Source organism: Pseudomonas sp. R4-15, assembly GCF_055768815.1.
Genome location: NZ_CM147293.1, coordinates 1,067,523 through 1,085,766, shown reverse-complemented (window position 1 = coordinate 1,085,766; position 18,244 = coordinate 1,067,523). Strand labels below are relative to the sequence as shown.

Below are 18,244 nucleotides of genomic sequence, written 5' to 3'. Positions count from 1 at the left end.
GAAAGGCCCGCCACTCGGCGGGCCTTTTGTTTTTCTGCTGCGGGAAAGCCGGGCGCACCATATCGGGGCGCTCCGTGCACCCGTCACAGGGGCGCCGCGACAGCGTCTTGCAACGATGCGACACCCCGCCGCAAGGCCCGTAGCGCCCGCCCCACGCGGTCTTGGCGCTGTCATGTCGCTATGCTAGCTTGGCGCCACGCGAGGCGGCGGCCGTTGCGTAATCCCCCCGTCAGAAGAGGAGACCCCATGGCCGAGGCCACGCCCGCGCTGGAAATCCGCAACCTGCACAAGCGCTATGGCGATCTCGAGGTCCTCAAGGGCATCTCGCTGACCGCTCGCGACGGAGACGTCATCTCCATCCTTGGCTCGTCCGGTTCCGGCAAGTCCACCTTCCTGCGCTGCATCAATCTGCTGGAAAACCCGCACCAGGGCCAGATCATCGTCGCCGGCGAAGAGCTGCGCCTCAAGCCCGCCAAGAACGGCGAGCTGGTCGCCGCCGACAACCGCCAGATCAACCGCATGCGCAGCGAGATCGGTTTCGTCTTCCAGAACTTCAATCTGTGGCCGCACATGAGCGTGCTGGACAACATCATCGAGGCGCCGCGCCGGGTGCTCGGCCAGAGCAAGGCCGAGGCCAGCGAGGTTGCCGAGGCGCTGCTCGCCAAGGTCGGCATCGCCGACAAACGTCACGCCTACCCCAACCAGCTTTCCGGCGGCCAGCAGCAGCGTGCCGCGATCGCCCGGACCCTGGCCATGCGACCCAAGGTGATCCTATTCGACGAGCCGACCTCCGCGCTCGACCCGGAAATGGTACAAGAAGTGCTTAACGTCATCCGAGCACTGGCCGAGGAAGGCCGCACCATGCTGCTGGTGACCCACGAAATGAACTTCGCCCGCCAGGTTTCCAGCGAGGTGGTGTTCCTCCACCAGGGCCTGGTGGAGGAGCAGGGAACGCCACAGCAGGTCTTCGAAACCCCCCAATCGGCCCGCTGCAAACAGTTCATGTCAAGCCATCGCTAAGGAGCAACACCAGATGCTGAGCTACAAGAAAATTCTGCTGGCGGGTTTCGCCGCACTGACGTTCGCAACCGCTGCCAGCGCCGCCGACAAACTGCGCATCGGCACCGAGGGGGCCTACCCTCCCTTCAACCTGATCGACTCCAGCGGTGAAGTGGTCGGCTTCGACCTGGACATCGCCCACGCGCTCTGCGAGAAGATGGGCGAGGAGTGCGAAGTCGTCACCTCCGACTGGGACGGCATCATCCCGGCGCTGAACGCGAAGAAATTCGACTTCATCGTCGCCTCCATGTCGATCACCGACGAACGCAAGCAGGCGGTGGACTTCACCGATCCCTACTACACCAACAAGCTGCAGTTCGTGGCGCCCAAGTCGAGTGACTTCAAGAGCGACAAGGACAGCCTTGAGGGCAAGGTGATCGGTGCCCAGCGCGCGACCATCGCCGGCACCTGGCTGGAAGACAACCTGGACGGCGTCGTCGACATCAAGCTGTACGACACCCAGGAAAACGCCTACCTCGACCTCGCTGCCGGCCGTATCGACGGCGTGCTGGCCGATACCTTCGTGCAGTACGAGTGGCTCAAGAGCGACGCCGGCAAGGACTTCGAGTTCAAGGGCAAGCCGGTGTTCGACAACGACAAGATCGGCATCGCCGTGCGCAAGGGCGACCCGCTGCGCGAGAAGCTCAACACCGCGCTGAAGGAAATCGTCGCCGACGGTACCTACGAGAAGATCAACGCCAAGTACTTCCCGTTCAGCATCTACTGATCCGCTCCGGAGCGATGCGGCCAGGCCGAGCCTGACCGCGTCGCTCCACCAACATGCCCCTGCCGATGATTTTCGACCTCTACGGATTCGGTCCGGCGCTGTTCGCCGGAACCCTGATGACCATCCGCCTGGCGCTTTCGGCGCTGGCCCTGGGACTGGTGCTGGGCCTGCTAGGCGCACTGGCCAAGACATCCCCCTATCGCCCCCTGCACTGGCTGGGCGAAGCCTATTCGACCATCGTTCGCGGGATTCCCGAGCTGCTTTGGGTACTGCTGATCTACTTCGGTACCGTCGGCATCCTCGGCCACCTCGCCGAACTGCTGGGCATGCGCAGCCTGGAGCTGTCGCCCTTCGCCGCCGGCACCATCGCCCTGGGCCTGTGCTTCGGCTCCTACGCCACCGAAGTCTTCCGCGGCGCCATCCTCGCCATACCCAAGGGCCATCGCGAGGCCGGCCTGGCACTGGGCCTGAGCCGCCCGAGAATTCTCTGGCGCCTGATCCTGCCGCAGATGTGGCGCGTCGCCCTGCCCGGCCTGGGCAACCTGTTCATGATCCTGATGAAGGACACCGCGCTGGTCTCGGTGATCGGCCTGGAAGAGATCATGCGCCAATCGCAGATCGCGGTAACGGCGAGCAAGGAACCCTTTACCTTCTACTTCGTCGCCGCACTCATCTACCTGAGCCTGACCATCATCGCGATGACCGGCATGCATTTCCTCGAGCGGCGCGCCGCACGGGGCTTCGTCAGGAGCAACGCATGAACTGGGAAGTCATCATCAAGTGGCTGCCGCGACTCTCCGAAGGCGCCGTGCTGACGCTGGAACTGGTCGGCTTCTCGGTCGTTGCCGGCCTGCTGCTGGCGCTGCCCCTGGGCATCGCCCGCTCCTCCCGGCATTTCTGGGTTCGCGTGCTGCCCTACGGCTACATCTTCTTCTTCCGCGGCACGCCGCTGCTGGTGCAGCTGTTCCTCGTCTACTACGGCGCGGCGCAGTTCGACTTCATCCGCCAAGGGCCGCTCTGGCCCTACCTGCGCGACGCCTATTGGTGTGCGGTGCTGACCATGACCCTGCACACCGCCGCCTACATCGCCGAGATCATCCGCGGCGCGATCCAGGCGGTGCCGCCGGGCGAGATCGAAGCCGCCCGCGCGCTGGGCATGAGCAAGTCGCAGGCGCTGCTGCGTATCATCCTGCCGCGCGCCGCGCGCATCGGCCTGCCGGCCTACAGCAACGAAGTGATCCTGATGCTCAAGGCCAGCGCCCTGGCCAGCACCATCACCCTGCTCGACCTCACCGGCATGGCGCGGACCATCATCGCCCGCACCTACCTGCCGGTGGAGATCTTCTTCGCCGCGGGACTGTACTACCTGGTGATCACCTTCATCCTGGTACGGCTGTTCCGCCTGCTGGAGCGCTGGCTGCGGGTGGACGCGCTGCACGGCGGCCGCTGAGGCCCGCTTGAGCACGCCACGACCGCTCGACGAAAGGGACTTCGCCGAGCGCTTCGCCCAGCTCGACGCCTTCCTCATCGAGCACCAGGCGCTTTGGCGGCCCCGTCCGTTCACCTATCTGCAACTGCCCTGGGAGCCGGAGCACGCGGCCCTCGCCCGCTGGTTGCGCTCGCGCAGCCTGGCGCAGGCGGACGCCGCGCACAACGCGCCCACGGAACTCGACGCGCCCGCACCTTTCCCTGACTGGGCCAGGCGCGCCGCAACGCTCGCCAGCGTCGGCTCGCTACCCTCCCACACCCGCGGCGAGGCGCCCACCGCGCCCAACGACGTACCCGGGCGCAAATGGCAGCAGATCACCGCGTTCGCCGAACGCCTGAGGTTCACCTCGCCCCCCAGCCACTGGCTCGACTGGTGCTCGGGCAAGGGGCATCTCGGCCACCTGCTGGCGTCCGCCGGTACACCGCTGACGTGCCTGGAGTACGACCACGCACTGGTCGACGAAGGCATCCGCCTGGCCCGCCGCCAAGGCCTCGCGCACACCGAACACCGCTGCCAGGACGTGCTCGCCGAGGACTGCGCGGCCCTGCTCGAAGGCCGCACCCCGGTGGCGCTGCACGCCTGCGGCGACCTGCATCGCAAGCTGCTGCGCGATGCCACCCAGGCGCGCAGCCCGGCGCTCGCCGTGGCGCCCTGCTGTTACAACCGCTGCCAGGCCGAGGTGTACCAACCGCTATCGAAGCCCGGTGGCGCCTCGGCGCTGCGCCTGGACCGCGACGACCTCGGCCTACCGCTCAGTGAAACCGTCACCGCCGGCCAGCGCGTGCGGCGCCAGCGTGACCTGTCGATGGCGCGCCGCCTGGGCTTCGACCTGCTACAACGGCGCCTACGCGGCGTCGACAGCTACCTGCCCACGCCTTCTCTGTCGGCCACCTGGCTGCAGCGCCCCTACGCCGACTACTGCCGGGAACTGGGCCAACGCAAGGCACTCGAAATCCCCGAGCAGGACTGGACCGCGCTGGAAGCGGACGGCTGGCGCCGACTCGCCGAGGTGCGCAACCTCGAACTGCTGCGCGGCCTGTTCCGGCGTCCGCTGGAGCTCTGGCTGCAACTGGACCTGGCGCTCTACCTGAGCGAGCACGGCTACCGCGTACGCCTGGGCAGCTTTTGCCCCCCCCAGCTCACCCCCCGCAACCTGATGATCCTCGCCGGGCGAATGTAACAAGCTGTTGCAAATGACTGCCTAGGCAGTAGAATGGCGACTCTTTGCTGCCTAGGCAGATATTAGCAATGTCGCATTACACGCCGGAAAACTATCCCCCACTCGGCTCCATCGGCCATCTGCTGAGCATCGTCACGCAGCTCAAGGACCGCTTGCTCGATGCCCAGCTCGCCGACCAGCAGGTGACCGCCGCGCAGTTCAAGGTGCTGCTGCTGATCGGCAACGGCCTGGCCAGCAGCCCCGCCGAGCTGTGCCGGGCGCTCTCGGTGGACAGTGGCTCGATGACCCGCATGCTCGATCGGCTGGTCGCCAAGCAGTTGCTCGAACGTCACCAATGCCGGGAAGACCGTCGCAGCGTACGGCTGCGCCTCACCGCCAGCGGCCAGGCGCTCTATGCGAGCCTGCCGGAGATCGGTTCTGCCGCGCTCAACGAGCTGCTGGCCTGCCTGGACCCGGAAGAACTGCAGCTCTTCGAGCGCCTGCTGCGGCGCATCGTGAATGCCAGCGGACCCCACGTCACGCTGCCGGAGACGCATCAATGAAATCCGCAAGACTCCCCGTGCCTAGCCATCCCTCGACGGCCAGGACACTCGTCCTGACGATCGCGCTGATCACCCTTGCCGGCTGCGCCAGCAGCCAGGGCCTGGCACCCCAGGGTCGCCTCAGCGATGCCAGCCAACTGAGCGGCGCACGCAGCTTCGCCGACGTCACGCTTTCCCCCAGCGCCTGGCCACGCGAGGACTGGTGGCAACGCCTGGGCGATGCGCAGCTCGACCGTCTGGTGCGCGAAGCCCTGGCCGACAGCCCCGACCTGCAACTGGCGCAGGCGCGTGCCGATCAGGCCAGCGCCCTGGCACAAGCTTACGATGCCGACCGCGGCCCCAGCCTCGACGCCAACGCCAGCGTCACCCGCTCGCGTCTATCGCGCAGCCAGGACCCGACCGGCCAAGGCGATCGCCTGAGCACCCTGCGCTCGGTCGGCCTGACCTTCGACTACAGCTTCGATCTCTGGGGCGGCAAGCGCGCTGCCTGGGAAGCCGCCCTGGGCCAAGCGCGGGCCGCCGAGATCGACCGCCAGGCGGCACGCCTGACGGTATCCGCCAACGTGGTGCGCGCCTACAACGAACTGGCCTACGCCCAGCGCCAGGAACAACTGGCCCAGGACGATCTCAAGCGCACCGGGCAGATGCTCGACCTGAGCCAGGGACGCCTCGAGGCCGGACTCGACAGCCAGTACCAGTACGAGCAGACCGCCAGTCTGCAAGCCAGCGCCGAGGAAAGCCTGGCGAGCGCAGAACAGCAGGTACGCAGTGCGCGCATCGAACTGGCCGTGCTGCTCGGCAAGGGGCCGGACCGCGGCCTGGACATCGCCGACCCGCAGTTGCTCGACCCCGGCCAGTTGGCGCTGCCCTCGCAGTTGCCCGCACAGTTGCTCGGCCGCCGCCCGGATCTGGTCGCGGCACGCTGGCGGGTCGAAGCCGCTGCGCGTGACATCGACGTGAGCAAGGCGAACTTCTACCCCAACCTCAACCTGAACGCCGGCATCGGTGCCGAGTCGTTGCTGGGCGACGCCCTGTTCGGCACCGCCAGCCGCTTCTGGAACATCGGTCCGGCGCTGTCGCTGCCGATCTTCGACGCCGGTCGTCGGCGCGCCGATCTCGCCTCGCGCGATGCCGACTACGACGTCGCGGTGGCCCAATACAACCAGACGCTGGTGCGCGCCCTCGGCGACGTCAGCCAGGGCATCAGCCGCCTCGCCTCCTTGCGCCGGCAGATCGACAGCCAGCAGCGCGCCCGCGATATCGCGCGCAACTCCTTCGACCTGGCCATGCAGCGCTACGGATCGGGCATCGGCAACTACCTCGATGCACTGAGCATCGAACAGCAGTTGCTGCAGGCCGAACGTACCCTCGCCAGCCTCTACCAACAACAGATCGACGCCAGCGTACTGCTGACCCAGGCCCTGGGTGGCGGCTTCCAGGTCGACCCCAACGAATTCGCCTCGACGCAAGAGGGTTCCACCCATGAGTGACAGCGACAACAACGCCGCGCAGAACACCGCCAACCCCCGCCGCCGCAAGCGCCTGCTGACGCTGCTGGCGGTCCTGGTGATCCTCGGTGGCGGCGCCTTCGCCGCCTGGCACCTGCTCTATGGACGCTGGTACGAGGAAACCGACGACGCCTACGTGGACGGCAACGTGGTGGACATCACCCCGCAGGTGGCGGGCACCGTGGTCAGTATCCACGCCGACGACGGCGACTTGGTACGGGCCGGCCAGCCGCTGGTGGAACTGGACCCGGCTGACGCCGAGGTCGCCCTGCGCAGCGCCGAAGCCAACCTGGCGCGCACGGTGCGCAACGTGCGCGGATTGTTCAGCAACGTGGACGGCTACCAGGCCGAGGTGGAGAGCCGCGAGGTCGACCTGCAACGCGCCCGCAACGACTTCCAGCGCCGTCAGAAGCTGGCCGCCACCGGCGCCATCTCCAAGGAGGAGCTGGCCCACGCCCGTGACGCCCTGGCCGCCGCCGAAAGTGCGCTGCGCAGCGCGCGCCAGCAGTTCTCGACCGGCCATGCGCTGGTCGATGGCACGCAGATCGCCAACCACCCCGACGTCCAGGCGGCCGCCGCCCAGTTGCGCCAGGCCTACCTCGACCGGGCACGCACGACGCTGCCGGCACCGGTCACCGGTTATGTCGCCAAGCGCACCGTGCAGGTCGGCAGCCGCGTGCAACCGGGCACCCCGCTGATGGCGGTGATCCCGCTGGAACAGGTGTGGATCGACGCCAACTTCAAGGAAACCCAACTGCGCCAGATGCGCATCGGCCAGCCGGTGGAGATTCACGCCGACCTCTACGGTGACGATGTCACCTACCAGGGCCACGTCGAGAGCCTGGGCGTGGGAACCGGCAGCGCCTTCTCCCTGCTGCCGGCGCAGAACGCCAGCGGCAACTGGATCAAGATCGTCCAGCGCCTGCCGGTACGCATCGCCCTAGACGCGAAGCAGTTGCAGGACCACCCGCTGCGTATCGGCCTGTCGACCCGCGTGAGCGTCAACCTGCACGATCAGGATGGCCCGGTCCTGGCGGCGCAGCCGCGTCCGCAGGCGGCCTTCTCGACCGACGTCTATGCCCGCCAGGCGGCCGACGCCGACGCCTTGATCGCACGCCTGATCCAGGAAAACTCTCCCCAAGCCGACGCCCAGGGGGCGCGCTGAGCCAGCCATGAGCGACCAAGCCAACTTCACTCCGCCGAGCCTTGTACTGTCGACCATCGGCCTGTCGCTGGCGACCTTCATGCAGGTGCTCGACACCACCATCGCCAACGTCGCCCTGCCGACCATCGCCGGCAACCTGGCGGTGAGCGCCGAGCAGGGCACCTGGGTCATCACCTCCTTCGCGGTGAGCAACGCCATCGCCCTGCCGCTCACCGGCTGGCTGGGTCGTCGCTTCGGCGAGGTGCGCCTGTTCATTAGCGCGGTACTGCTCTTCGTGGTGGCCTCGCTGCTCTGCGGCCTGGCCCACAACATGGGCCTGCTGGTGGGCTTCCGCGCCCTGCAGGGATTCGTCGCCGGGCCCATGTATCCGATCACCCAGGCGCTGCTGATCGCCATCTACCCGCCCTCGCGAAGACCGCTGGCCCTGGCGCTGCTGGCGATGGTCACGGTGGTGGCGCCTATCGCTGGACCGATCCTTGGCGGCTGGATCACCGACAACTACAGCTGGCCCTGGATCTTCTACATCAACATCCCCATTGGCCTGTTCGCCGTACTGGTGGTCTGGCAACAGATGGGCGGCCGTGAAGAGCGCATCGTTCGCCAACCGATCGACTACGTGGGCCTGATCGCCCTGATGATCGGCGTCGGCGCACTGCAGGTGATCCTCGACAAAGGCAACGACCTGGACTGGTTCGAGTCGAACTTCATCATCGCCGGCGCCATCATCTCGGCGATCGCACTGGTGGTGTTCATCATCTGGGAGCTCACCGACCGCCATCCGATCGTCAACCTGCGGCTGTTCCAGAACCACAACTTCACCATCGGCACCCTGGCGCTGGTGGGCGGCTACGCGGGCTTCTTCGGCATCAACCTGCTCTTGCCCCAATGGCTGCAGACGCAGATGGGCTACACCGCCACCTGGGCCGGCCTGGCGGCCGCGCCGCTGGGCATCCTGCCGGTGTTCCTCTCGCCGCTGGTGGGCCGCTACGCCAACAAGTTCGACCTGCGCCTGCTCGCCGGCGGTTCGTTCCTAGTGATTGGACTCACCTGCTTCATGCGCGGCGAATTCACCACCCAGGTGGACTACGACCACATCGCCTTCGTCCAGCTGATCATGGGCATTGGCGTGGCGCTGTTCTTCATGCCGGTGCTGAGCATCCTGCTCTCCGGGCTTTCCCCGGCGCAGATCGCCGATGGCTCGGGGGTCGCGACCTTCCTGCGCACCCTCGGCGGCAGTTTCGCGGCATCGCTGACCACCTGGATCTGGGATCGCCGGGCAAGCTTCCACCATGCCACCCTGTCCGAGCACATCAGCCTCTACGACCCTGCCACACGCAGCGCGCTGGACAGCCTCGGAGGCAGCACCCAGAGCCAGGCCACGCAGCTCGAGCAGATACTGCAAGGCCAGGCCTACATGATGTCCACCATCGACTATTTCACCCTGCTGGGCTGGCTGTTCCTCGCCCTGCTGGTACTGATCTGGTTCGCCCGCCCCCCCTTCACCGGCAAGGCCGGTCCCGCAGCAGGCGGCGGCCATTAAGGCCGCTGCCTCGAGGTTTACAGCGCCGTTCGCGCCGCTATAATAGCCAGCCGATTTAGCCGGTATAGCTCAGCTGGTAGAGCAACTGACTTGTAATCAGTAGGTCCCGAGTTCGACTCTTGGTGCCGGCACCATACGAAAAAAGGCCCGCAGCGATGCGGGCCTTTTTCTTTTTCAGCGCCCCGGGCCTGTTGATGCCCGGCGCCGTTGCAATGACGCCTGTCGTTGCGGAAGTCGCCGCTACCCCGTCCGCTGTGCCTTGAGCGCGCTGAGGTAGGTGCCGGCCGGCGGCTTCTCGCCGAAGTAGCCCTGGATTCCGTCGAAAATCGCTGCCGCCACCTGCTGCTGATGGCGGCCGTTCTGCAGGCGACGGCAATCCTGGGGGTTACTCATGAACCCGGTCTCGACCAGGATCGAGGGAATGTCCGGCGACTTGAGCACGGCGAAGCCGGCTTGCTCGACACGCCGCTGGTGCGTACCGGCGACCTTGCTGACGTTCTTCAGCACGCTGTGCCCCAGGTCCAGACTGGTGCCGATGGTGGCGGTCATGGACATGTCGAGGATCACTCCGGCGACCATGGGGTCGGTATCCTTCAGCGAAAGGACCTGTCCGGCACCGAAGCGATCCGCGCTGTTTTCCTGCTTGGCCATCCAGCGCGCCATGGTCGAGGAGGCGCCCTTTTCCGACAGCGCGAACACCGAGGCGCCCGAGGCACTGCGCCGTGGCGCGGCATCGGCATGCACGGAGACGAACATATCGGCCTTGTATCGCCGGGCGATCTCCACCCGTTTGCGCAGCGGCACGAAGAAGTCGTCGTTGCGCACCAGCTTGGCCTTGTAGCCCTTCTGCGCATTGATCTGCTTGGCCAACGCCTGGGCAATGGCCAGGGCCACGACCTTTTCCTTTTCGCCACCCTGGCCAACTGCGCCGGGATCCTTGCCGCCGTGACCGGCGTCCACCACCACGATCAGGTCGCGGTTGGAGGCCGCCACCTTAGCCACGGGAACGGCTGCCGTGGTCGCCGTATCGGCCACGGCAGGTGCCGCATTCTCGTCGAGCAGGTCCAGCACCAGACGATGACCCTTGTCGCCGCTCGGCGCCAAGGTGAATACGTTCGCCTCGGCCTTCTGCGTCAGCTCCAGCACGATCCGCGTGCCGCTGCCGTGCGCGCCACTGCGTACGTCCTTGATCACCCCACCCGGGCTGACCAGCGCCTGCGCCGGACGCGCCAGCCGGGCTCGGGAGATATCGAGCACGAGGCGCTGGGGAGCTTCCAGGCTGAACGTCTTGAAGGTCACCGGTCCACTGAGATCGAAGACAATCCGCAGGCGGTCACTACTGGCCCACTTGCGCAGCGCGAGGATTTGCTCCGCAGCGGACGCCCGATAGGCCACCGGCAGGGCCATGCCCGCCAGTAGCAGATTGAGCATATGTCGTCTTTTCATGAGCTTGCGACTACCGGATAAAGCAAAGTCTAGTTACAACATAACAATCGATTGGCGTTTTTTCCATTGATTCGCCGGTTTCATTCAGCCGCAGCGCTCTTTTACCTATCGACCTTGTTTCACTCCCGCTGACGGAAGCGCGCCAGGAACTGCTGCGCGCGTGGGGTTTCGGGGGCGCCGAAGAACGCCTCGGGCGTGCCGCTCTCGACGATGTGGCCGCCATCCATGAAGATGACGCGACTGGCGACATGCCGGGCGAACTCCATTTCATGGGTGACGATCACCATGGTCGCGCCTTCCGCCGCCAGCCCGCGCATCACTTCCAGCACCTCGCCGACCAGCATCGGGTCGAGCGCGCTGGTCGGTTCGTCGAACAACAGGATGTCGGGCTTCATCGCCAGTGCCCGGGCGATGCCGACCCGCTGCTTCTGGCCGCCGGAGAGGCGCGACGGGTACATGTCCGCCTTGTCCGCCAGGCCGACCTTGGCGAGCAATTCCAGCGCCTCCTGTTTCACCTCCTGGCGGTTGCGCTTCTGTACGTGCACCGGGCTTTCCATCACGTTGCCGAGCACCGTCAGATGCGGCCAGAGCGCGAAGTGCTGGAAGACCATGCCGATGCGCGCGCGCATCTGCGCAAGCTCCGCATCGGCGAACTTCACGCCGCCCTTGTGGACGCCGAAGCGCTGGGCGTTCAGGCGAATGCTGCCGGCGTCCGGCACCTCCAGCCAGTTGATGCAGCGCAGCAGCGTGGACTTGCCGCAGCCCGACGGCCCCAACAGGCAGAGTACCTCGCCACGCTCCAGATCCAGCGACACGTCGCGCAGCACCTGGTTGGTTCCGAAAGACTTGGAGATGCCCTGCACTTGAAGCACTTTTTCCGCGCTGGACTGTAGGGAGTTGCTGTAGCTGTTCATGCGCGGCAGACCTCGGCATAGCGGGTAAACACGGAGGTGATCAGTTCGACGGCGAGGCAGATGATCCAGTACATCAGCACCGCCGAGAGGAAGCTGGCGAAGGGGATGAAATAGGTCGACTGGATGCCGTTGAACGCGGCGGTGAGTTCGGTGACCGCGATGATCCCGAGAAAGGCGCTGTCCTTGATGATCTGGATGACCTGGTTGCCGATCATCGGCGTCGCCCGCAGCAGCACCGGCGGCATGATGATGCGGCGCACCAGCTTGAAACCGTGGTAGCCGAAGGCCCGGCCGGCCTCGATGGTTTCCGCGGGCAGGTCCTTCCAGGTGCCCTGCAGGACGATCGCCATGTACGCCGTGTTATAGGCGATCAGTGCCACGATGCCCGAGGTCCAGTTGTCCAGTTCCAGGCCCAGCGAGGGCAGCCCGAAATACACCAGGTACAGGAGCAGCAGGAAGGGCGTGCAGCGCATGCACTCGCAATAGAACGTGGTCAGGCGATTGAAGAAACGCTGCCCGGACATCAGCAGCGGAGTCAGCAGTATCCCCAGCCCGAGTGACGCGAAGGTGGCGACGGCGATGAACACCAGCGTGTTGAGGAAACCTTCGAGGATATCCGGGTAGTTCTGCCAGACGGTGATGAAATCGCTCAGGTTCATCAGGCCTCTCCCATGGCGAAACGGAGTCGCTCCAACCGCCGTTGCAAGCGGATCAGCAGCAGCACGATGAGGATGTAGATCACCAGCGCGACCAGCAGCGGCGGCAGCGGATCGTAGGTCCGCGCACCGACGCGCTGGGCAGCACGGGTGATTTCCACCAGGCCGATCACCGCGATCGCCGGGCTGGACTTCACCAGCATGGTCATCTCGTTCACCAGGCCGGGCAGGCTGGAGCGCCAGACCTGCGGCAGTACGATGCGTGTGACGCGCAACCAGCGGCTCATACCGAAGGCGAGCGCCGCGTCGTACTGCTGGCGGTCGAAGGCCAGCAATGCGGCCCGCCAGACCTCGCAGTTGAAGGCGGCGGCGGTGAGCGACAGCGAGATGAACGCGGCCACCAGCGGCTCGAGGGTGACGCCGAACTGCGGCAGGCCGAAGTACACCAGCAGGATCAGCGTGACGGCCGGACAGGAACGGATGAGGCTGACGTACATCCAGGCCAGTTGCCGGGCCACCGGAAGCCGGGCCCAGCGCAGTAGCGCGAGCCCAAGCCCCAGGGGAATGCCGACCATGATGCCGACCAGCGAGGCGCCCACCGTGGTGAACGCCCCCTGCAGAATGCCCCAGTAGTCGTATGCATTCATGGGGGTGGATCAGTTCACGTCGAGCGGCATGTTTTCGAAGCGCACGCCCAGCCATTTCTCCTGCAGGCGATACATCTCACCGCTTTCACGAATCTTCAGCAGGGCATCATTGACGGCCTTCAGCACGCCTTCGTTGCCCTTCTTGACGGCCCATCCCTTGTAGCCGGTCTTGCCGATGGGCTGACCGAGCGCGAACACGTCACCGCGTTCCTTGACCAGCGCACGCAGAGTCAGGTCGGTGTTCACCACCGCGTCGATGCGGCCTTGGGCAAGATCCTGATAGGCCTCGGGATAGCCGTGGTATTCGACGATCTTCTTCACCCCCTCGCCCTTGGTCTCCTTGAGCTTCGCATCGAAGGCCTTGAGTTCGGAGAGAAAGGCGCTGCCGGTTTCCGCACCGACGACCTTGCCGATCAGGTCATCCGGGCTGGCGATGTCGCTGCCCTTCTTCACCGCATAGAAGGTGGCGGACTCGGCCGTCGGGGTCGTGAAATCGAACGCCTTCTTGCGTTCGGGCGTGACCATCACCGCCGACAGCGCCATGTCGAAGCGGCCGCTGGAGACCCCGGAGAGAATGCCGGCCCAGGGCATGACTTCCTGGCGCAGCTCAAGACCGGTTTCCTTCTCCACCAGGTCCTTGAGTTCATTGTCGTAGCCGGTCGCCTTGCCGTTCTCGATGAACTCGAAGGGCCGGTAGTCGTCCTCGGTAGCGACCGACACGTAGCCCCGGCTCTTCACCTCGTCGAGGGTCAGCGCATGCGCCGCCGACACCACCCCCAGCGTGCTGGCCAACGTCAGCGCCAGCGCAGGGAGCACTTTGCCCATAGCGGTCGTGGTACTGCTCAGAAAAAAGCGAGTGACGGTCATGCAGGAATCCCTCTAGTTATGGATGTAACACGGCGTAGGGGGCGTTGCCCCAACAAGGCAAGAGAGATAGAGCAAGGGGTATGCCATTTAATTTTTATCCTTTTAATTCATAAAGATAAGAGAATATTTTACAAATTATTAGTGTATTGATCGTGACCCCCGCCCCATGAACGAACGAGATATAAGTGGTATGCCACATGAATGAGCAAAAAGCCGGGCGGTGAGATGAAGACCTCGCCGCGCGATACCCCCGGACATCGCCACGATGCATCGCCCATGGCACGTCTTCAGCCGGAGTCAGGCGCTGGAATAAGGTGGTTTCAGTACGCGGCACGCAGGCGCGTCAGCGAATGCGATCCGCGTGCAGAGCCTGGGCCCGAGCCAGCAGCGCAGCATCGGCGAAACGTGCGCCGATCAGGGATACCCCCACGGGCGCAGCCTCCAGCCTCGTCCATGGCATCACCACCTGGGGCAGTCCGGCCAGCCCGGCCATGCACAACAACCGCTGCGAGCGCAGGCGGGCTTCCTGCACCTGATCACCCGGCGCATCCAGCCTCGGAGCCACGCCCGGCACCGGCGGCATCAGCAATAGACTGCCGTCGGCCAGCAGCGCCGAGAGTCGTGCCTGGGCGCTGATTCGCTGGCAATTCGCCGCGGCCACCTGCGCCGGCGCGACCGCCTTCGCAGCAGCGAAGCGCGCCGCGATATCGTCACCAAACAGCGGCTTGCGGTGATCGATCCAACTGCCCAGTTGTTGCCAGACCTCCGCCGCCTGCAGCACCCGCAGGGCCTGCGCCCAGTCCTCCAGGGGCAGGCTGCCGAGCGGCAGGCGCCGGTGCGGTATGCCGGCACACTGCAACCAGTCCTCGAAGGCACTCCGGCAGTTGCCGTCGAGCTGTGCGAGTACGTCCTCGCTGACCAGCAGTTGCCCCGGCGCTGGCGTGCCGGGTGACTCATGGGCAAGACAGCCGAAGGTCCGCGCCAGCGTCGCCCCATCGCGCGCGAACCAACCTACCGTGTCGAAGCTGTGCGCCAGCGTGAAGCAGCCGTTTGCGGCGATACGCCCATGGCTCGGGCGCAGGCCCCAGATACCGCAGTAGCTCGCCGGTAGCCGCACGGAGCCACCGCAATCGGTGCCCAGCGCCAGGTCGGCATGCCCTGCGGCGACGGCGGCCGCGGAACCGGAGGACGAACCACCAGGCAGGCGTCCTGGCGCGGCCGGATTCAGCGGTGTGCCGTAGTGGCGGTTGATGCCGGCGAGGCTGTAGGTCAACTCATCGGTGACGGTCTTACCGATCCAGCGGCAGCCCGCGCCCAGCAGCAGGTCCACGCTGATGGCGGTGCGGCTGGCGACGCCAGCGTCGGCTTTCCATTCGAGATTGCCGGCCCCGGTGCTCATGCCCCGTACGTCATAGACATCCTTGACCGCCAGACGGAGGCCCTCCAGCGGGCGCTGCGAATGCTGCGTCGAAGCGTGGGGCGAGGCGCCGAAGCCGTCCGCGACGAAGGCGCCATGCAGGCCGTCCACCAGCAGGCCGTTCATGCATCGCTCCAGCTGACGTGGGCGGCGACCACTTGCCAGCGCCCCTGCAGGCGCGCCCAGGTCTGCGTCTGGCGGCCGATGCGCGGGCTGCCCTCGCGCCGGAAACTCATGTTGGCGACGCCGAAGTCATCGCCAAAGGTGACCACGGAGCGCTGCAGAATCTGCCGGGCCAGGCCCACGCCCGGACGCTGCTGGCGAAAGGCGCGGATCGCCTCGATGCCGTACAGCTCTTCGGTGGCGCCATAGCGCAAGGTATGCGCACTGCCCCAGAAGAGTTCGTCGAGTACCGCGGTATCGTTGCTGACCAGAGCCTGCTCGTAGCGCTCGAAGCTGCGGGTCAGCTCGTCCAGCGCGGCCGCGGCGTTGATCGCCGGCCCCTGGCACAGGCGCGGCTGCAACCAGTCGGTGCTGATCGGGCAGAAGCCCCGGCCGAGCAAACCCTGGCGTCCGTCAGCCGCGAGCATGGCGATCGCCACGCGAGGCGCATGCTGCTCCAGGGTAATGGCCTCCACGTCGATCGCACTGCCCAGGCCAAAATCGGCGAAGGCGGGATGCTCGCCCACCAACCAGGCGCAACGCGGCGGTATCGGACCGGGCAGCCAACCGGCCATGCCCTCGGCCACCTGCGTGGCGAGGCCCCAGGCTTGGGCGCCGAAACCTGCGGCATCGATGACCCCACTGTCGCCGGTCATCGGCGCCGCCGGCACCGCGCCGTCCTTGATCCGGGGACCGCAGGGTACCGGTGCCGGCGCCCGATGCCAGAGGTGCGGGGCGCCGGACAGGCGAAAGCCCGCATCCACACCGTTGCCGGCCAGCGCAACGACCAGACTCCCGGCAGGCTCGGGCACATCGCCCACCGCGCGGGACAGCATCAAGTGACACGCGCCCATCCATAGGGTCAGGAAGAACAGCGGCGTGGCCTCCAGCATGCCCAGTACCTGCGCGTCCGCCGCCAGGCGTTCTCTGAGCAGATCGACCAGCGCGCGCGTGGCGGCGGTCGTGCAGGCATGCAGGTCATCGCCGCCCTCCAGGCCTTGCCGGGCCAGGGGAATCAGTTCCAGCGGGCCCTGTGCAAGCACCTTGCGCAGGGCCGGCGCAAGCACCTGGTCGCGCCAGTCGAGACGTTCGAGCAGGCCTGGGGCGCGGGTGCCGAAGCGGATCTGCACGCCGGCGCCGCTGCCCAGCAGCGACCACACCGGACGTGCCTCCGGCGCTTGGGCGTCGCTGATCTCGACCAGTGCGGTACGCGGCGAAATCACCGCGGCCAGCGGCGTGACGACGCCCAGCTCCTGCGCGGACCGCAGTTGCACACGACCATCGAGAATCAGCCGTTCCGCCTCTGCCTCATCGGGCGCCCAGCCCTCCTGCAGACACGCCATCACCGCGGACGACAGGACCACCTCGCTGGGTCGCTGGCCCTCGCGGAACGGCGGTCCGGCGTGCAGCAGGGTCATGCCCGACAAGCCGACGGCCTCGCCGGCGCTGCAGACATTCGACCACTGCGGACGCACCGCATGCAGACGGGCCAAGGCCGCCTGGTTGGCCAGGACTCGCGCGCGTTCGGAAGTCATGGCGGCATCAGGCCTCGAGAGGAACGGGAAGGATCGGCGACGTCGCGTCGAAGCGCTTGCCGGCGCGCAGGCAGAACACGGGTTGCAGCATCCGCTGGGCGTAGACCTCGGTGCCTTCGTTGTCGCGCAGCAACCAGCGACCCTGTTCGTCGGAAAGCACCGACACATCCGCGATGCGACCGACGCCGAGGGTCCCCAGTTCGTCCTCCATGTCCAGCAGGCGTGCGGCATTGCAGGTGACCATCGGCACCAGCTGTTCCAGCGTCAAACCCAGCGCCATCATGCTGACCATGGTGGAAACCAGGCTGAAGCGCGAGGTGCCCTTGAACAGGTGCTCTTCGTCCGGGTGCTCGTCCGGCGTGCCGGCGGGCGCAGGAACCTCGGTGTTGTAGCCGTGCATGTCCGACCCCAGGGTGTCCGGCAGGATGCCCGCCTCGAGGACCTTGCGCGCCATCTTGTAGCTGAAGTGAGAGCCGTGGCCGACATCCACCTTCAAGCCACGCGCCACCGCATCGGCGACCAGCGGGTGGACCGCACCGCTCTGCTCGACGAACCCACCGGGATGACGGCTGAACGGATGCGCCAGCACGTCACCTGGCTTGAGCACCTCCAGGACCTGCGGAAAGATGCTGTCCGGATCGATCTCCCGACCGCCCTCTTCCGGCATCGGCCAGAGCTGGCCGAAATGGATGTACACCGGCAACGCGGTCTGCTCGCCGATCTGCGCGGCCTTCTTCATCACATCCAGCCCCCAGCGGGCAAAGCCGCCGAGCTCGGCGTGGGCCTTGATGCCCTTCACCAGGTCGCGGTTGGCCAGCGCGGCCTTCACCGTGGCCGCCACGTCCGCGCACTCCGGACGGTACAGCTCGGGGTAGAAGTGTCCCTCCAGTCCCCCCACCAGGTAGGCGGAGATGAACGCCAGTACGCGACTCTCCGCCGGCTCGGCGATGAATTTGCGAAAGCCCGGCAAGGTCATGCAACTGGCGCCGCCCTGGTCCACCAGCGTGGTGACGCCGGAATGCACGCCGCACAGGTCGGCATTCAGGCCGAAGCGGCCGGATACGTACTGGAAGATGTGGCTGTGGGTATCGATCAAACCCGGCAGCACCAGCTTGCCCTGGCAGTCGATGATCTCCGCCTGCGCGACCGCGTCCGTATAGCGCAGGGCGCCGACGGCGGCGATGCGCTCGCCTTCGATCAACAGATCGCAGATTTCGTCGATGCCGTTGGCCGGGTCGATGACCCGACCGCCCTGGAGCAGGATCTTTTTCATGACAGTCTTCACGGGTGGTTTCAGTTGCTGAGCGGCAACGCAATCGCCATGCCAATCACCCCAAATTGCCGTCAATGAAAATCCATAAGTTAATGTTTTTAAATGACTTTAATAATT

At 66.1% G+C, this 18,244-nt stretch carries 17 protein-coding genes and 1 tRNA gene; 10 read left to right on the top strand and 8 right to left on the bottom strand.

What is annotated here, in order from left to right:
* Window positions 1–246 precede the first annotated feature (246 nt).
* From ACYRGX_RS05170 to ACYRGX_RS05125, 10 genes are all read left to right on the top strand, one after another.
* Window positions 247–1,020: an ABC transporter ATP-binding protein gene (locus ACYRGX_RS05170; RefSeq protein WP_473055546.1), complete on the top strand. Its 774-nt coding sequence runs from the start codon at window positions 247–249 to the stop codon at window positions 1,018–1,020.
* A gap of 13 nt (window positions 1,021–1,033) precedes the next feature.
* Window positions 1,034–1,786, top strand: a complete 753-nt coding sequence (locus ACYRGX_RS05165) for an ABC transporter substrate-binding protein (RefSeq protein ID WP_473055545.1) — start codon at window positions 1,034–1,036, stop codon at window positions 1,784–1,786.
* 65 nt (window positions 1,787–1,851) lie between these two features.
* Entirely contained in the window at window positions 1,852–2,547 is a 696-nt protein-coding gene (locus ACYRGX_RS05160; protein WP_473056636.1) for an ABC transporter permease, read from the top strand.
* On the top strand, window positions 2,544–3,236 hold the full coding sequence (locus ACYRGX_RS05155) for an ABC transporter permease (protein WP_473055544.1): 693 nt from the start codon (window positions 2,544–2,546) through the stop codon (window positions 3,234–3,236). The genes ACYRGX_RS05160 and ACYRGX_RS05155 overlap by 4 nt, the downstream gene beginning before the upstream one ends.
* Window positions 3,237–3,243: 7 nt before the next feature.
* Entirely contained in the window at window positions 3,244–4,455 is a 1,212-nt protein-coding gene (locus ACYRGX_RS05150) for a methyltransferase (RefSeq protein WP_473055543.1), read from the top strand.
* Window positions 4,456–4,523: 68 nt separating this feature from the next.
* Window positions 4,524–4,997: a MarR family winged helix-turn-helix transcriptional regulator gene (locus tag ACYRGX_RS05145; protein WP_473055542.1), complete on the top strand. Its 474-nt coding sequence runs from the start codon at window positions 4,524–4,526 to the stop codon at window positions 4,995–4,997.
* Window positions 4,994–6,487 carry an efflux transporter outer membrane subunit gene (locus ACYRGX_RS05140; protein WP_473055541.1) on the top strand — a complete coding sequence of 498 codons (1,494 nt, stop codon included), beginning with the start codon at window positions 4,994–4,996 and terminating at the stop codon, window positions 6,485–6,487. Before ACYRGX_RS05145 ends, ACYRGX_RS05140 begins: the two co-directional genes overlap by 4 nt.
* Window positions 6,480–7,670 (top strand): EmrA/EmrK family multidrug efflux transporter periplasmic adaptor subunit, encoded by a 1,191-nt coding sequence (locus ACYRGX_RS05135; RefSeq protein WP_473055540.1) that lies wholly within the window; start codon window positions 6,480–6,482, stop codon window positions 7,668–7,670. Before ACYRGX_RS05140 ends, ACYRGX_RS05135 begins: the two co-directional genes overlap by 8 nt.
* Before the next feature lie 7 nt (window positions 7,671–7,677).
* Complete coding sequence (locus ACYRGX_RS05130; RefSeq protein WP_473055539.1) at window positions 7,678–9,210, top strand: DHA2 family efflux MFS transporter permease subunit; 1,533 nt, start codon at window positions 7,678–7,680, stop codon at window positions 9,208–9,210.
* Between the two features lie 58 nt (window positions 9,211–9,268).
* Window positions 9,269–9,344: transfer RNA gene (locus ACYRGX_RS05125), tRNA-Thr, on the top strand.
* 106 nt (window positions 9,345–9,450) lie between these two features.
* On the opposite strand, the gene ACYRGX_RS05120 is transcribed toward ACYRGX_RS05125, so the two are convergent.
* From ACYRGX_RS05120 to ACYRGX_RS05085, 8 genes are all read right to left on the bottom strand, one after another.
* A complete protein-coding gene (locus tag ACYRGX_RS05120) occupies window positions 9,451–10,656 on the bottom strand; it encodes an N-acetylmuramoyl-L-alanine amidase (protein WP_473055538.1) in 1,206 nt (401 codons plus the stop codon).
* A gap of 119 nt (window positions 10,657–10,775) precedes the next feature.
* The gene (locus tag ACYRGX_RS05115; protein WP_473055537.1) at window positions 10,776–11,570 is read right to left on the bottom strand and encodes an amino acid ABC transporter ATP-binding protein; all 795 of its coding nucleotides are present in this window, start codon (window positions 11,568–11,570) and stop codon (window positions 10,776–10,778) included.
* Window positions 11,567–12,229, bottom strand: a complete 663-nt coding sequence (locus tag ACYRGX_RS05110) for an amino acid ABC transporter permease (RefSeq protein ID WP_473055536.1) — start codon at window positions 12,227–12,229, stop codon at window positions 11,567–11,569. Before ACYRGX_RS05110 ends, ACYRGX_RS05115 begins: the two co-directional genes overlap by 4 nt.
* The gene (locus ACYRGX_RS05105) at window positions 12,229–12,873 is read right to left on the bottom strand and encodes an amino acid ABC transporter permease (RefSeq protein WP_473055535.1); all 645 of its coding nucleotides are present in this window, start codon (window positions 12,871–12,873) and stop codon (window positions 12,229–12,231) included. Before ACYRGX_RS05105 ends, ACYRGX_RS05110 begins: the two co-directional genes overlap by 1 nt.
* 9 nt (window positions 12,874–12,882) lie before the next feature.
* The gene (locus ACYRGX_RS05100) at window positions 12,883–13,698 is read right to left on the bottom strand and encodes a transporter substrate-binding domain-containing protein (RefSeq protein ID WP_473055534.1); all 816 of its coding nucleotides are present in this window, start codon (window positions 13,696–13,698) and stop codon (window positions 12,883–12,885) included.
* Window positions 13,699–14,083: 385 nt separating this feature from the next.
* Window positions 14,084–15,283, bottom strand: coding sequence for an amidase (locus tag ACYRGX_RS05095; protein WP_473055533.1), 1,200 nt, complete (start codon window positions 15,281–15,283; stop codon window positions 14,084–14,086).
* Window positions 15,280–16,854, bottom strand: coding sequence for an oxalurate catabolism protein HpxZ (gene hpxZ, locus ACYRGX_RS05090; RefSeq protein ID WP_473055532.1), 1,575 nt, complete (start codon window positions 16,852–16,854; stop codon window positions 15,280–15,282). Before hpxZ ends, ACYRGX_RS05095 begins: the two co-directional genes overlap by 4 nt.
* 7 nt (window positions 16,855–16,861) lie before the next feature.
* Window positions 16,862–18,127, bottom strand: coding sequence for an amidohydrolase/deacetylase family metallohydrolase (locus tag ACYRGX_RS05085; RefSeq protein WP_473055531.1), 1,266 nt, complete (start codon window positions 18,125–18,127; stop codon window positions 16,862–16,864).
* Window positions 18,128–18,244: the final 117 nt, after the last annotated feature.